Here is a 14,039-nt window from a genome sequence, read left to right as displayed (position 1 = left end):
TCAGTCACGGGTGCCGGGACGGTCGGGGTGCACAGGGAGCAGGACGCGGAAAGTGGCGCCCTGACCGGGGGCGGTGCGGACCTCCACATGACCGTGGTGGGCTGTCACCAGGGAATGGACGATGGCGAGGCCGAGCCCTGCCCCTCCTCCGTGCGTTCGGCCGCGGGCGTTGTCCGCCCGGTAGAAGCGGTCGAACGCGTGGGCTGCCTGATCGGGTGTCATGCCCGGCCCCCGGTCGCTCAGTTCCAGGACCGCCTGCCCGTCCCGTGTGCCGACACCGATGCGTACCGGTGTGCCGGGCGGGGTGTGAGCGATGGCGTTGCCCACCAGGTTGGAGGTCACTTGGCGCAGGCGTGCCTCGTCCCCGAGGACGGGGGCGCCGCCGGGCGGGCCGCCGCCGGGGCCGGTCAGGGTCACGGGGCGCCGGGGGTCGAGGGCGCGCAGGTCGTGCAGGGCGTCGGCGGCCAGGGTGCGCAGGTCCATGGGGGTGAGGCGCAGGGGCAGGTGGGTACCGCCGTCGACGGCGTCCTCGTCGAGGCGTGCGAGCAGCAGCAGGTCCTCGACCAGGCGGACGAGGCGGGCCGCCTCGTGCTCGATGCGGTGCATCGCGGTGTCGACGTCGGTGCGCTCGGGCATGCCACCCATGCGGTACAGCTCGGTGAAGCCTTTGATGCCGAACAACGGGGTGCGCAGTTCGTGACTGGCGTCCGCGAGGAACGTGCGCATGCGCTCGGTGGTGGCGGCGCGCGCGGCGTCGCCTGCTTCGATCCGGTCCAGCATGCCGTTGAGCGCGGTGGACAGGCGGCCCAGTTCGGTGCGGGTGGACGCCGGTTGCGGGACACGGCTGGACAGGTCGCCGCCCGCGATGGCCGCAGCGGTCGTCTCGATACGGCGCAGGGGACGCAGCCCGGCGCGCACGGCGAACCAGCCGATGCCCCCGAGCAGGGCGAGCACCACGAAGTCGACCACCAGCATCACCGTGCCCAGGTGCCGGATCGTCGAGCTGACCTGGTCGAGGGAGCCGGCCACGACGACGCTGCCGCCCGGGGCGTGCCGGGCGGCGGCGAGGGGTACGGCGATCGCGCGCCAGTCACCGCTGCCGTCCCCGGCCGTGGCCAGGAAGGGACGGCCACCGCGGGCGGCGACGGCCGACGCCGTGAGGACCGGCAGCCGCGGGGCGCTGCCGGTGGCCGGGCGCAGGTTCTGCCGGACGCGGCCGTCGGCGTGGAGGTAGGCGACGTAGGCGTCGCCGGTCAGCTCCTGCTCCACGGCGTCGCGCACCTGCGAAGGCGCCGTGCCGCCGGGCGCCTTCGACAGGTCGGGCAGGCGCGCCGCCACCGTGGCGGCGGTGTACAGCCGGTTGTCCAACTGGTGCACCAGCTGACGCTGGAGCAGGGTGACGAGCAGCGCGTTGCTCGCGAGCAGCGCGACGACGAGCAGCGCAAGGCAGATGGCCAGCAACCGCCCGCGCAGCGACAGCCCGCTGAGCGCGCCGCGGGCGGGTGCGGTCACGGGCGGGGCCTGCGCAGTACGTACCCGGTGCCGCGCACCGTGTGGATCAGCTTGGGCTCACCGGTGTCGATCTTGCGGCGCAGATAGCTGATGTAGGAGGCGACGATGGAGTCGTCGCCGCCGAAGTCGTAGTGCCAGACACGTTCGAGGAGCTGCGCCCTCGTCAGGACCTGGCCGGCGTTCTCCATCAGCACGCGCAGCAGGCTGAATTCGGTCGGGGACAATTGCACGGGCTGTCCGCTCCGGGTCACCTGGTGGCTGTCGGGGTCAAGCTCCAGCTCCCCCACGACCAGGCGGCCGTCCTGCCGGGGCCCGCTGGTGCGGCGCAGCACCGCCTGGATGCGCAGGACGAGTTCTTCGAGGTCGAACGGCTTGGTGACGTAGTCGTCCCCGCCGGCCCGCAGTCCGCTGATGCGGTCCTCGGTCGCGTCGCGTGCGGTGAGGAACAGGATCGGCGGGTGCCCGGGTCCCCGGCCGCAGTGCCGTTCCCGCACCCGGCGGGCGACCTCGAAGCCGTCGATGTCGGGCAGCATCACGTCCAGGACGATCAGGTCGGGGCGCCGGTCCCGGACCGCGTCCAGCGCCTGGGCGCCGGTCTCGGCCGGGACCACCTCGAATCCTGCCAGCCGCAGACTCGCCGACAGCAGCTCGCGCAGGGTGGGTTCGTCCTCCACCAGCAGCAGTCGTTGTGCCGTCGTCATGTCCTCTGCCCCCGACCCTCGATCGTCCGCGTCTCGGTGTCCGTGCCTGCTACGCGTCGCGCCTGCGGAAGACCACGAACGCCGCCGCCATCAGCACGGCCACGCAGCCCGCCATCACGCCCAGACCTGCCCAGGGACCCAGCAGCGCGGGATCGCGGTAGCCGGTGATGATCTGTCCGCCGGCGATCGGCGGCCAGTACGTCGACACCCAGTCACCGACCGCGCCGGGCAGGGCCGGTGCGAACGCCTGGACGATCAGCATCACCCCGAACAGCGTCGTCACCGTGGCCGTCGTACTGCGGATCATGGTGCCCAGAGCCAGTCCGAAGAGTCCGGCGAGCGCCAGATACAGGCCACCGCCGAGCACGCCGCGCAGCGCCATGCCGTCGCCGAGCGAGAGGTGCGGAGCGCCCGCCCCGGCCAGCGCGCCCTGCCCGACCAGAAACCCGGCCAGCGACACCACGATGCCGACCGGCAGCACCACCGCCACCAGGACGACGGCCTTGGCCGCCAGCACCCGGATCCGGTGCGGGACGGACGTCAGAGTGCTGACGATCGTGCGCGCGCCGTACTCGCAGGAGATGACCAGGCCGCCCAGCAGTCCGAGGGCGATCTGCGCGAGCAGATAGCCGCGCAGGCTGGTGGCCAGGGGGTCGAACGCGGCCCGGTCGGCAGGTGTCATGCTCGCGTAGTCGCTGCCCGCGGACGAGCCGTTCAACGCGGCGAGACCCAGGCAGAACGCCAGGGTGCCGAGGACCACGTACAGCGTCGACCGCATCGTACGGATCTTGATCCATTCGGCGTGCAGGCAGTGCACGAAGGTCGCCTTGGCCGCCCGCGCACCGCTGGACGAGGCCGGCCGGCGGCGGCCGGGGCGCTTCGTCTTCGGCGCCTTCGGCGTGTTCGCCGGCTTCGGTCGAAGCAGCGTGAGGATGCGGCTCATCGGCTCGTCTCCTTGTCGGCCCGGTACTCCACCGCATCGCGGGTGAGTTCCATGAACGCCTGCTCCAGCGAGACCCGGCGCGGCGACAGCTCGTGCAGTTCGACACCGCCGGCCGCCGCCAGGGCCCCGATCTCGGCGGTTTCCAGACCGGTCACCACCAGGGTGTCGCCGCCCTCCGTGCGCACGTCCACGGCCGTGGCCAGCTTCCGGCGCAGCGCCTCGGCCTGCGGGGTGCGCACCACAACCTCGCGCTCGGAGTGCGCCTCGATGAAATCCTTCATCGTCATGTCGGCGATCAGCCTGCCGCGGCCGACGACGACGAGGTGGTCGGCGGTCAGCTCCATCTCGCTCATCAGATGGCTGGACATCAGCACGGCGCGTCCCTCGGCGGCCGCCTTCCGCATGAGCGTGCGGATCCATACGATGCCCTCCGGATCCAGCCCGTTGAGGGGTTCGTCGAAGACCAGCACCGGTGGATCGCCCAGCAGTGCGGCGGCGATGCCGAGCCGCTGGCGCATACCGAGGGAGAACGTTCCCGCCCTGCGCCGGCCCGCCTTCTCCAGGCCCACCTCGGCCAGCGCCTCGTCGACCCGGCCGCGTGGGATCCCGTTGCCGGCCGCGAGCGCCAGCAGATGGTGGTAGGCGGTGCGGCTGGGCAGCACCGCGCCAGGGTCGAGCAGCGCCCCGACCGCCCGCAAGGGTGCGGGCTGCTCGGCATACGGCCGCCCGCCCACCGTCGCGGTGCCCGAGTCGGCGGCGTCCAGGCCCAGGATCATGCGCAGCGTCGTCGACTTGCCGGCGCCGTTGGGCCCCAGGAAGCCGGTCACCTCTCCGGGACGGACCGCGAAGGTCAGATCGTCCACGGCGAGGACATCACCGTACCGCTTGGTCAGGCCACGAACTTCGATCATCGAACTCTCCAGAACCGATGGCAAAACCGTGCGCGCGACTGCCGCGCGCACCGCTTCACCTTCGACCGCGGACGTGGGCCCCATGTGGACGAACATGAACGCCTCATGGGAACGGCAAGGCCCTGACGTGCGAGGACCGCGCCGGCCCCGCCCGTACGGCCGGTACCTCACAGGAAACTCACACGAAGCGACGCCGATGCGGATCCGCCGGGCTCCCGGAAATCCCATGTCGCTGCCTCCCTGCCGTGGGCCGCCGTAGCCAAAAACTACACCAGTCGGTGTGGTTTTGGGCTCCGCCGTTATGCTGAGCCCATGTCAAGGGGTGTTGCCGCAGTTCAGACCCCCGGGCGCCGGCGGCGGTCCGAGGGCAAGAGAGCCGCGATCCTGGACGCGGCCGAGGCACTGTTTCTCGCCGAGGGCTACGAGCGGGCGAGCGTCGACGCCATCGCGGCCCGGGCGCAGGTCTCGAAGCGGACCGTCTACGACCACTTCGGGGAGAAGGCGGAGGTGTTCCTGCGTGTGGTCGAGCGCGTCAACGACGCGTTGGTGCGTTCCGTTCGCGCGGCGATCGACGAGGAGCTGACACCGGGCCGTGACCTGCGCGCCGCCTTGACGGCGTTCGGGCGGCGGGTGGTCACCCAGACCTTTCCGTCCTCCGACTACTCGACCTTCCGGCGGCTGACCGCGCAGCGGCCTGCTCCGCGGCTGGCCGAGGCCGTGCGCGACCGGCCCGAGCGGATGCTGGAGGAGCGGTTCGCCGTGCTGGCCGCGGACGGCGAGATCCGGGCCCCCGATCCGGTCCTCGCGGCGCGGCACTTCACCGCGTTGACGATCGGCCTCGCGCTGGACGCGCTGGACGACCGGCACGACGCCGAGGAGGAAGAGCCGGAGACCCTGACGATCATCACCGACGGGGTCGACGCCTTCCTGCGCGCCTACCGCTGAGGGTGCTCGCGCGACACGATTCCCCCTTCAGTCCTGGAACGCACTCTGGCGGACCGTCGCGCGGCTGGCCCGCTCGCCCTGGGCCCGCCCTGTACGGAGTCTCAGGTGAGGGCGGTGACGACGCGGGACGGGCTCGGGCGGCCGAGGTGTCCGGCCATCCACCGGCTGGTGGCCGCCAGCGCGTCCAGGTCGACCCCGGTGTGGATGCCGAGTCCGCGCAGCATCCACACCAGGTCCTCGGTGGCGAGGTTGCCGGTGGCGCTGCGGGCGTAGGGGCAGCCTCCGATGCCGCCGGCGGAGCTGTCGAACTCGGTGATGCCCGCCGTCAGCGCGGCGTGCACATTGGCGAGGGCCTGGCCGTAGGTGTCGTGGAAGTGAAGGGCGGTCCGCTCCAGCGGGACACCCGCGCCCCGTACGGTGTCGAGGAGTTCCAGGACGTGTCCTGGCGTTGCGGTACCGATGGTGTCTCCCAGGGACAGGGACGTGCAGCCCATGTCGAGGAGCCTGCGGGCGACCGCGGCGGCCTCGCGGGGCTCCACGTCGCCTTCCCAGGGGTCGCCGAAGCACATCGACACATAGCCGCGTACCGGCAGGCCCGCGGACCGGGCCCGGCGCACGACCGGTTCGGACATCGCCAGCACCCCCGCCACGTCCCGTGCCAGGTTGTTCCTCGCGAAGGACTCCGTCGCGCTGGCGAAGACGGCGATCTCCCGGGCGCCGGCGGCCAGCGCCCGCTCCAGGCCCCGGTCGTTGGGCACGAGCACCGGCAGGCGGATGTCCTCGCGGGGTCCCAGGGCGGTGAGTACGTCGTGCGCGTCGTCGAGTTGGGGTATCCACCGGGGCGAGACGAAGCTGGTGGCCTCGATGGTGGTCAGACCCGCGTCGGCGAGCCGCCGGACGAACTCGGCCTTGACGTCCGTGGGGACGCGGACGGCTTCGGCCTGCAGGCCGTCGCGGGGGCCGACCTCGTAGATGCGGACCCGTTCGGGCAGGCCCTGTTGGGGGGATGTGCGGGGCAACGCGCCGGAGGACGAAGGGGTGTGGGTGTCCTTGGATGTCATGGCGTCCCTGTGAGGCGGTGGGAAGGGCGAGGGGTGCGGCCACGGGGAACGCCACGCGCGGCGACGGGTGCCGCTCGCCGGCGGACCGGCGGGCGGCGTTCCCGGGGTGGCTCCGTCATGCGGGGGGCTTCTTGACGTTCCGGCGGGAGGGGAAGTCGGGCGGGCGGCGCTCGGCGAACGCGGCCAGCCCTTCATGGGCGTCCGCGGCGGTGAACGCCCGCTGCCCGTACAGCGCTTCGGAGTGGAAGGCCTGGTCCTGCGGGAGGTCCCCGAGACGCAGCACCGACTCCTTGATCGTCTCCAGGGCGGTGCCGCTGCGGGCGGCGAGCCGGTGCGCCCGGTCCATCGCCGTCTCCAGCAGCCGGTCGGCGGGCACCACGGCGTTGAGCAGGCCGTAGCGCAGGGCGGTGCCGGCGGTGATCCTGTCGCCGAGCAGCATCAGCTCCATCGCCCAGACGTAGGGGATCTGGCGGGTCAGCCGCGTCAGGGTGCCGCCGGCCGGGACGACTCCGACGCCGCTTTCGGGGAGCCCGAACTCGGCCGTGTCGGCGGCGATCCGCAGGTCCGTGGAGAGCATGATCTCGAACCCGCCCCCGAGACAGAGCCCGTTGACCGCCGCGACGACCGGTTTGAACAAGGTGGTGTGTTTCTGGTGAGCCCTGTCCCACCGGGAGATGTCGAACCGTCCCTCGGCGAGCGCCGGGATCGATTCGGTGAGGTCGGCGCCGACACAGAAGGCCCGGTGACCCGCGCCCGTGAGGACCGCGACGCCGACCGACTCGTCGTCGCGGACCTCGTCGAAGGCCGCACCCAGCTCCTCGTACATCGCCAGGGTCAGCGAGTTCAGCTTCCCCGGCCGGTCGAACCGGATGAGCGCGACCGGCCCGTCACGGTCGAGGGTGATGCCGCTCATCTCAGACCACCCCCGTCTCGTGCAGGGCGCGGATGTGTGCCTCGGACAGGTCCGCGAAGGCGCGCAGCAGCTGGTCGGTGTGCTCGCCGACCCGGGGCGCCAGTCCCCGCGGCCGGGCCGGGGTGACGTCGAGTTTGACCGGCGAGCCGACCATGCGCAGCGGGCCGAAGCCGGGGTACTCGACGTCGACGACCATGTCCCGGGCCTGGATCTGAGGATCGGCGATGACCTCACCGATGTCCTTGATCGCGCTGAGCGGCACGAGGTCGCCGGCGAGCTCTTCCAGTTCGAGCTTCGTACGGTCGGCGAACCACCTGTGCAGCAGCGGCCGTACCCGGCGCTCGTAGACCTCCGGTGTGAACCGCTTGGCCATCGTGTCGATCTCCGGGTCGGCGGCCAGCCCGGGTTCGCCGAACATCTCGCAGGTCAGCCGCCAGAACTTGTCGGTGTAGCCGCCGAAGAAGACGAAGCCGTCCTTGCACGGGTAGAGCTCATAGGGTTTGACGAACGGATGCTCGTTGCCGAGGGGAGCCGGTGTCTTGCCCTCGACGGTGTGCGAGACGACCGCGTTCTCGGTCAGGCTGAGCACCGAGTCCTGCTGGGAGATGTCCACCAGCTGCCCCTCACCGGTGCGCTCGGCATGCCGCAGCGCGGCCAGCGTGCCGATCACGGCGTAGAGCGTGGCCGACAGGTCGCCGATGATGGTGCCGACCCGGACCGGCGGACGGTCGGGGAAGCCGTTCATCGACCACAGGCCGCCCGTGGCCTGCGCGCTGTTGTCGTAGGCGGGCTTGCGCCGGTACGGGCCGGTCTGCCCGTAACCGGAGATCGCGGTGTAGACCAGCCGCGGATTGACCTTGCGCAGTTCGCGGTAGCCGACGCCCAGTCTGTCCATGGTGCCGCCGCGGAAGTTCTCGACCAGGACGTCCGCGCGCCCGGCGAGCGTGCGCAGCAGGTCCTTGCCCTCGGTCCTGGACAGGTCCAGGGTCATGCCGAGCTTGTTCCGGTTGTACTGGGCGAAGAACCCGCTGAACGCCTCGCCCTCGGCCGACGTCAGCAGCGGGGGGAACGCGCGCGCATAGTCCGGGTCCTTCGGGTTCTCGATCTTGATGACCGTCGCTCCGAGGTCCGCGAGCATCATCGAGCAGAACGGCCCTGCGACCACCCGTGTGATGTCGAGGACCACGACGCCGCGCAGCGCCCCGTGCGCGGGACCGCCCGGCAGGACGGCACCGAGGTCGAACGCGCCGTTGAACTCCGTCACGCGGTAACACCTCCTTCTTCGAGTACTGCGGTGGAATCAGCCGGCCGTCGCGGCTTCGACCCGGATGCGTGCGTCGAGCAGGGTGCCGCAGCGCGGGCTGTAGAACTCGTCGAGGAGGACACGCTGCCCGCCCTGACGGGGACGCACGCGGACGCCGTACTCGCCGAGTCGTTCGGCGGCCACGCGGGTGGTGACGACGGCGTCCTGCCGCCAGTCGTCCTTCGTGCTGACGAGGGCGCCGCTGGCCGGGCAGTACCAGCCGTCCGCGGCACGGCGGGGCGCGGAAGCGCCGGCGGGGGCGTCGGCGGCGACCGCCGCGGCCGGCGCGCCGCCGATCCGGGCGGCGCGCATCGCCTCGCGGGCGCGTGCCGTCGCGGCGGCGTCCACCGCGCCGTCGGCGAGCACCACCCCGTAGACGGCGGATGCCGTGCGGCCGGTGATGTACGCGTCGCGGACGTCCCTGGCGACGAGTTCCGCATCGCGCAGAAGGGGGTCCCCGTACCCGCCGCCCCCGGCGATCCACTGCACGAAGACGTCGCCGGCCGCCACCCGCACCGAGGACTGGTTGATCGCCAGCAGGTCCCGCTCGTCGCAGGCGAGGCCGTCGTCGGTGGGCACCGTGCCCGCGGCGAGCAGGGCGGCGACGTTGGACCGGCGCAGGATCTCGTGCCCGCTGCCGCCGCCGGGAAGCCCGCCGCCGTATCCGTCGGCGACCACCTGGGCGCTGGGGGCGAACACGGTCTGCAGGGCACCGGGCGCGCCGTGCAGCGTCCAGGCGAACTCCAGTCCCAGGCCGCCGCGGTGGGCCCCGTGCCCGGCGCTGGCGGTGTTGAGCCGCTTCCACAGGTAGAGGACGGGATACAGCATCTCGTTCATCTCGACGTCCGGGAGCATGTTGTTGACCTGGGTCATCATCCCGGCGCAGTCCAGGCCGTCGTGGTCCGGCTGGGCCCCGGCCCCCATTCCTCCGCCGTCCATGTTGAACAGCACGAAGTACTCGCCGTCGTCCGAGGTGCCGGCCGAGATGCCGCCGGTCCACGAGTCGGCCCACACGCCCTGGGTGCGGCCGCGGACGGTCTCGTCGGCGCTGCCCCGGCAGGCGTCGTTCATCAGCTTGGTGACGAGCCGGCTGACGCGGGCGCCGGTCGTCAGGTGTCCGTTGCTGATCGGGGCCGGGGGCGTGGGGTTGACGAGGGAGCCCGGCTCGGCGATGACCTCGAAGGCGGTCATCACGCCCTCGTTGAACGGCACGTCCCAGGCGAGGATGGGTACGACCGCGGTGGCGACGCTCCCGACGAGCGCTCCGTAGCTGCAGTTGACGAAGCCGTCGGTCTGCTCGCTGGATCCGGTGAAGTCGAACGTGATCTGCTCGCCCCGCTTGGTCATGGTGCAGGCGACCCGGTACAGCTCGTCCTCGTGGCCGTTGTGCTCGGTCCACTCCTCGGCCGCGTACGTTCCGTCGGGGATCTTCGCGACACGGTCACGGACCACCTGCTCGGCCAGTTCGAAGCTGAGCCGGGTGTACGCGCGGAAGTCGTCGAGCCCGAACTCCTCGATCGTGGCGAGGAGGCGTTGGATCCCGGTGTTGTTGCTGGCGACCAGGCTGCGTACGTCGTTCCAGAACAGCGCGGGCACCCGGACGTTGTTGAGCAGGATGCGTCGCACCCAGGCGACGGGCTCGCCCTTCTCGAAGATCTTCACTCCCGGCGGGAGCCGAAGTGCCTCGCTGTAGCAGTCGTGGGCATCGGGGGCGAAGCCGCCCGGCGTCATCCCGCCGACGTCGACGAGATGGGCCTGGGACTGCGCCCAGCCGATCAGTTCGTCACCGTGGAAGATCGGCGAGATCACATTGGTGTCCGGCGGGTGGCTCGCGCCGGCGGTGTGCGGATCGTTGCAGATGAAGGCGTCGCCGGGGGCAAGCGGCTCGCCCTCGATCTCCCTGACCAGATTCTGCACGGCGACGCTGCCGGAGCCGATGTGGAACTGGACGTAGTCGGAGTAGGCGTAGATGCGGCCGGCCGGGTCGAACAGCGCGGTGTTGAAGTCGCCGGCCTCGGTGATCACCGGTGAGCCGGACGAGCGGATCATCGCGATGCCCATCTCCTCCACGATGGAGTCCAGACGCATGCGGATGACTTCGAGGGTGACGGGGTCGAACCCGGCGGGAAGCCGGCCGGTGGCTGGTGCGGTCATATGGGTCTCCTGGATGCGGCCGTGGCGTGCGGGCGGGCGTTCAGTGGGTCGACTCGAGTCGGATGAGGAAGTGACCGGCGTCGGTCAGCTCCACCGTGGCGCCGGTGGGCACGTACACGGTGGTGTCGGGCTCCTCCAGCAGGCAGGGTCCCTTCGCCCGCGCCAACGCGGCGAAGCCCCGGTGCACCTCCACCTCGGTCCGTGCCCCGGTCGCCGGTTCGAGGATGCTGCGGCGCAGCAGCGCGTGGCTCTCGTCGGCGTCCGCGACCTGCCGTACCTGCTGGACGTCGCTGCGGCCGATCGCCCGCACCCGGGAGTTGACCAGCAGGATGTCCGTCTCGGTCCAGGCCGTCCCGGCCCCGAACTCGCTCTCGTAGTCGGCAATGAACCGCGCGCGCAGTTCGTCCTTGTCCGCCTCGGTGAAGGTCCCGCCCCCGAGCCGCGTGGTGACCTCGAAGATCTGGCCGACGAACTTCATGTCGGCCTCCCGGTACAGCTCCCGCCGGTCCTCGGGGATGCCCTCGGTGTCGAACCACGCCCGGGCGCGCCGCTCCAGGGCCTGGAACTCGCGGTCCAGGTCGGCGGCCGGCTGCTGCATCGTCCAGGGGCTGGTCCGCACGGCGGAGAAGACGGAATCGGCGTGCATGAGCCCGTAGGCGGAGAACACCGCGGCGTTGCGGGGGATGACGAGTTCGCTCACGCCGATCTCGGCGGCGATGCTCGCGGCGAACAGCCCGCAGGCGCCGCCGAAGCCGACGAGGGTGAACTCGCGCGGGTCATGGCCGCGGTTGACGGTGATCTTGCGCAGCGCGTTCGCCATCTGGGAGGTGGCGAGGCGGTACACGCCCTCGGCCGCGGCGTCCTCGGTCAGCCCGAGGGGTTCGGCGACGTGTTCGCGCAGCGCCTCGCGGGCCAGGTCCTCGTACAGCTCGACACTCCCGCCGAGGTAGTAGCCGGGGTTGATCAGGCCGAGCACGAGCGCGGCGTCGGTGACGGCCGGGCGGCTCCCGCCCTTGCCGTAGCAGGCGGGACCGGGGGTGGAGCCGGTGCTGTGCGGGCCGACCCGGAGCAGGCCACGGCCGTCCACCCAGGCGGCGCTGCCGCCGCCGGCGCCGATCGTCTCGATGTCGACGACGGTCAGGCTCGTCGGCAGTCCGCCGATCTCGGCCCGCGGCAGCAGCCGGAACTCGTCGTCCATGATGGCGGCGGCGTCCAGGCTGGTGCCGCCCATGTCGGCGGTCAGCACCCGGCGCCTGCCCAGTTGCCGCCCGAGCAGACGGGCGCCGGTGACGCCGCCGACCGGCCCGGAGTTGAACATGGAGATCGGCGCCTTGCTCGTCTCCTCGACCGACAGGAAGCCGCCGTGGACCTGCATGATCTGCACACGGGCCCGCAGGCCCCGGGCGCGCAGTTCCTCGGCGAGGTGGTCGAAGTGCGAGGCGACGAGTGGTTTGACCGCGGCGTCGAGGGCCGTGGTGACCATGCGCTCGTACTCGCGGTAGACCGGTGTCAGGCTGCTGGAGAGGGTGAAGGGGACGTCCGGGTGGTGCTCTTGCAGATACCGGCCGATGGCCTGCTCGTGGGCGGGGTTGCGGAACGACCACAGCAGACACACGGCGATGGCCTGCGCGCCCGTGGCGAGCGCGGCGTCCACCGCGGCGGCGACGGCTTCCGCCCGCAGCGGCACCAGGACGTCGCCGTGCGCGTCGACGCGTTCGGCGACCTCGATGATGCGGCCGCGCTCCACGATGGCGGGAGGTGGCAGCATCTTGTGCGGGTCGCGCTCGTCGGTCCGCGCCGACCGGGCGATCCGCATCGTGTCGCGGAACCCCTGCGTCGTCAGGAGGGCCACCGTGGCGTACTTCTGCTCGTCGACCGCGTTGGTGACGATCGTGTTGCCGAGCACGAACCGGTCGACGGCCCGGTAGAACTCCTCCTCGGACAGGCCCGCGCGTTCCTGCAGCACGGCCAGCGCACCCAGGATGCCGGTGGTGACGTCCTTCGTGGAGAACGCCTTCCCGCGCACCGTGCGGTCGTCGAGGACCGCGACCGCGTCGGTGAAGGTGCCACCGACGTCGATACCAACGTGTAGTGCCATGTCTCAGTGTCTCCCTTGGCTCATGAACGTGCGGGCGGCAAGGCGCGACGTCAGCCGTTGCCGCGCAGCTCGGCGAGGACTTCTTCGGCGTGGTCGGCGCGTACGGCCCGGTCGGTGATCAGCCGGGCGACCACGAGCGGCAGTTCCTCGGGGGTGGCGCCGGCGGTGACGGCGATGTTGCGGGCGTGCAGCGACATGTGGCCGCGCTGGATGCCCTCGGTGGCCAGGGCCCGGATCGCGGCGAGGTTCTGGGCCAGCCCGACGGCGGTGATGACTTCGCCCAGTTCGCGGGCCGTGGTGACGCCGAGCAGGGCCACGGCGGCCCGTGCGACCGGGTGCACCTTGGTGGCCCCGCCGACCAGGCCGACCGCCATCGGCAGTTCCAGGGCCCCGACCAGATTGCCGTCGGAGTCCTTCTCGAAGTGCGACAGGGACGTGTATCTGCCGTACCGGCCGATCGCGTGCGAGTGGGCACCCGCTTCGACGGCGCGGGTGTCGTTGCCGGTGGCCAGCACGACCGCGACGACGCCGTTCATGATGCCCTTGTTGTGGGTGGCGGCCCGGTACGGGTCGGCCTCGGCCAGGGCGGCGGCGTGCACGATGTCGTCGACCACCTTCGGTCCGCCGAGCGCGTCGGCGTCGAACACGGCTCGGGCCCGGCACAGCCGCAGGTCGGCCTTGTTGCTGAGGATCCGCAGCAGCGTGCGCCCCTGGGCGATCTCCCCGACCCGCCCGGCGATCGCCTCGGCCATGGTGTTGACGGCGTTGGCGCCCATCGCGTCGCGTACGTCCACGATCAGGTGCAGCACCACATAGGTGTCTGCGGGAGCGTCGACCAGGTGCACGTCCACGTCCCGGACGCCGCCGCCGAACCGCAGCAGCTGAGGGTCCTGTGCGTCGGCCAGCGCGATCAGCTCGTCGCGTGCTTCGAGCAGCCGCAGCCGGGCGGTGTGCGGATCGGCGACGTCCAGGATCTGGATCTGCGCCCGCATGAGCGGTTGCGTGGTCGAGGTGGCGAATCCGCCGGCGACCCGGGCGATACGGGCGGCGTTGCCGGCCGCGGCGATCACTGAGGGCTCCTCGGTGGCCATCGGGATCAGATAGTCACGGCCGTTGACGGTGAAATTGGTGGCCACGCCCAGCGGGACGCCGAGGACACCGATGGCGTTCTCGACCATGTGGTCGGCCTGCTCCAGGGTGAGGCCGCGCTCGGGGTCGAGCACCTTCAGGCTCTCCGGGTCGGCCGCGGCGCTGCGCGCGATGCGGGCGCGGCGCTCGCTGACCGACAGGTCCTTCATGCCGGAAAGCCTGCTGTTGACTGCCATCGGTCCTCCTGTTTTCGGTGACGAGCCGCATAGAAGAAAGGCCCGGCAAAGCGGGCGAGCGGTGCGACGGGCGGGCGGCGGCGCGGCGCCCGGGGCCCTGCGGTCGACAGGCCGCCCGGTGCCGCGGCCATGGTTCGTCGGGCCGCCGGGCAGAAGCGTTCCGCCGCGCTGGG

Annotated in this window: 11 protein-coding genes; 1 reads left to right on the top strand and 10 read right to left on the bottom strand. The window is 71.7% G+C overall.

Features of this window, described 5'->3' with window-relative positions:
* Genes ACIRFL_RS01820 through ACIRFL_RS01805 form a run of 4 tightly spaced genes read right to left on the bottom strand, consistent with a single transcriptional unit; the run spans nucleotide 1 to nucleotide 4,067 of the window.
* A complete protein-coding gene (locus ACIRFL_RS01820; RefSeq protein ID WP_404023063.1) occupies nucleotides 1-1,512 on the bottom strand; it encodes an ATP-binding protein in 1,512 nt (503 codons plus the stop codon).
* Entirely contained in the window at nucleotides 1,509-2,213 is a 705-nt protein-coding gene (locus ACIRFL_RS01815; protein ID WP_404023062.1) for a response regulator transcription factor, read from the bottom strand. The genes ACIRFL_RS01820 and ACIRFL_RS01815 overlap by 4 nt, the downstream gene beginning before the upstream one ends.
* Before the next feature lie 49 nt (nucleotides 2,214-2,262).
* A complete protein-coding gene (locus ACIRFL_RS01810) occupies nucleotides 2,263-3,156 on the bottom strand; it encodes an ABC transporter permease (RefSeq protein ID WP_404023060.1) in 894 nt (297 codons plus the stop codon).
* Nucleotides 3,153-4,067, bottom strand: coding sequence for an ABC transporter ATP-binding protein (locus ACIRFL_RS01805; protein WP_404023059.1), 915 nt, complete (start codon nucleotides 4,065-4,067; stop codon nucleotides 3,153-3,155). The genes ACIRFL_RS01810 and ACIRFL_RS01805 overlap by 4 nt, the downstream gene beginning before the upstream one ends.
* A gap of 312 nt (nucleotides 4,068-4,379) precedes the next feature.
* Here ACIRFL_RS01805 and ACIRFL_RS01800 point away from each other — a divergent pair, with 312 nt between their 5' ends.
* A complete protein-coding gene (locus ACIRFL_RS01800) occupies nucleotides 4,380-5,012 on the top strand; it encodes a TetR/AcrR family transcriptional regulator (protein WP_404023058.1) in 633 nt (210 codons plus the stop codon).
* Nucleotides 5,013-5,113: 101 nt separating this feature from the next.
* On the opposite strand, the gene ACIRFL_RS01795 is transcribed toward ACIRFL_RS01800, so the two are convergent.
* The 6 genes from ACIRFL_RS01795 to ACIRFL_RS01770 all read right to left on the bottom strand — a co-directional run bounded on the left by ACIRFL_RS01795 (nucleotide 5,114) and on the right by ACIRFL_RS01770 (nucleotide 13,866).
* Entirely contained in the window at nucleotides 5,114-6,073 is a 960-nt protein-coding gene (locus tag ACIRFL_RS01795) for a hydroxymethylglutaryl-CoA lyase (protein ID WP_404023057.1), read from the bottom strand.
* Between the two features lie 115 nt (nucleotides 6,074-6,188).
* On the bottom strand, nucleotides 6,189-6,986 hold the full coding sequence (locus ACIRFL_RS01790) for an enoyl-CoA hydratase/isomerase family protein (protein ID WP_404023056.1): 798 nt from the start codon (nucleotides 6,984-6,986) through the stop codon (nucleotides 6,189-6,191).
* Nucleotide 6,987: 1 nt separating this feature from the next.
* Nucleotides 6,988-8,250, bottom strand: a complete 1,263-nt coding sequence (locus tag ACIRFL_RS01785; protein WP_404023054.1) for a CaiB/BaiF CoA transferase family protein — start codon at nucleotides 8,248-8,250, stop codon at nucleotides 6,988-6,990.
* Nucleotides 8,251-8,286: 36 nt separating this feature from the next.
* Nucleotides 8,287-10,443 (bottom strand): hydantoinase B/oxoprolinase family protein, encoded by a 2,157-nt coding sequence (locus ACIRFL_RS01780; RefSeq protein ID WP_404023053.1) that lies wholly within the window; start codon nucleotides 10,441-10,443, stop codon nucleotides 8,287-8,289.
* Nucleotides 10,444-10,483: 40 nt separating this feature from the next.
* Nucleotides 10,484-12,541: a hydantoinase/oxoprolinase family protein gene (locus ACIRFL_RS01775; RefSeq protein WP_404023052.1), complete on the bottom strand. Its 2,058-nt coding sequence runs from the start codon at nucleotides 12,539-12,541 to the stop codon at nucleotides 10,484-10,486.
* 50 nt (nucleotides 12,542-12,591) lie between these two features.
* A complete protein-coding gene (locus tag ACIRFL_RS01770; protein WP_404023051.1) occupies nucleotides 12,592-13,866 on the bottom strand; it encodes a hydroxymethylglutaryl-CoA reductase, degradative in 1,275 nt (424 codons plus the stop codon).
* Nucleotides 13,867-14,039: the final 173 nt, after the last annotated feature.

The organism is Streptomyces sp. NPDC102462 (assembly GCF_044765425.1).
Taxonomy (GTDB): Bacteria; Actinomycetota; Actinomycetes; order Streptomycetales; family Streptomycetaceae; genus Streptomyces.
The sequence above is the reverse complement of the archived record's forward strand: the minus strand, read 5'-3'. Positions and strand labels throughout refer to the sequence as shown.

What these genes read in the sequence shown, in the direction of transcription:
- ACIRFL_RS01815 (WP_404023062.1), bottom strand. Translation starts at nt 2,213, where the DNA reads ATGACGACGGCACAACGACTGCTGCTGGTGGAGGACGAACCCACCCTG.
- ACIRFL_RS01810 (WP_404023060.1), bottom strand. Translation starts at nt 3,156, where the DNA reads ATGAGCCGCATCCTCACGCTGCTTCGACCGAAGCCGGCGAACACGCCG.
- ACIRFL_RS01805 (WP_404023059.1), bottom strand. Translation starts at nt 4,067, where the DNA reads ATGATCGAAGTTCGTGGCCTGACCAAGCGGTACGGTGATGTCCTCGCC.
- ACIRFL_RS01800 (WP_404023058.1), top strand. Translation starts at nt 4,380, where the DNA reads ATGTCAAGGGGTGTTGCCGCAGTTCAGACCCCCGGGCGCCGGCGGCGG.
- ACIRFL_RS01795 (WP_404023057.1), bottom strand. Translation starts at nt 6,073, where the DNA reads ATGACATCCAAGGACACCCACACCCCTTCGTCCTCCGGCGCGTTGCCC.
- ACIRFL_RS01790 (WP_404023056.1), bottom strand. Translation starts at nt 6,986, where the DNA reads ATGAGCGGCATCACCCTCGACCGTGACGGGCCGGTCGCGCTCATCCGG.
- ACIRFL_RS01780 (WP_404023053.1), bottom strand. Translation starts at nt 10,443, where the DNA reads ATGACCGCACCAGCCACCGGCCGGCTTCCCGCCGGGTTCGACCCCGTC.
- ACIRFL_RS01775 (WP_404023052.1), bottom strand. Translation starts at nt 12,541, where the DNA reads ATGGCACTACACGTTGGTATCGACGTCGGTGGCACCTTCACCGACGCG.
- ACIRFL_RS01770 (WP_404023051.1), bottom strand. Translation starts at nt 13,866, where the DNA reads ATGGCAGTCAACAGCAGGCTTTCCGGCATGAAGGACCTGTCGGTCAGC.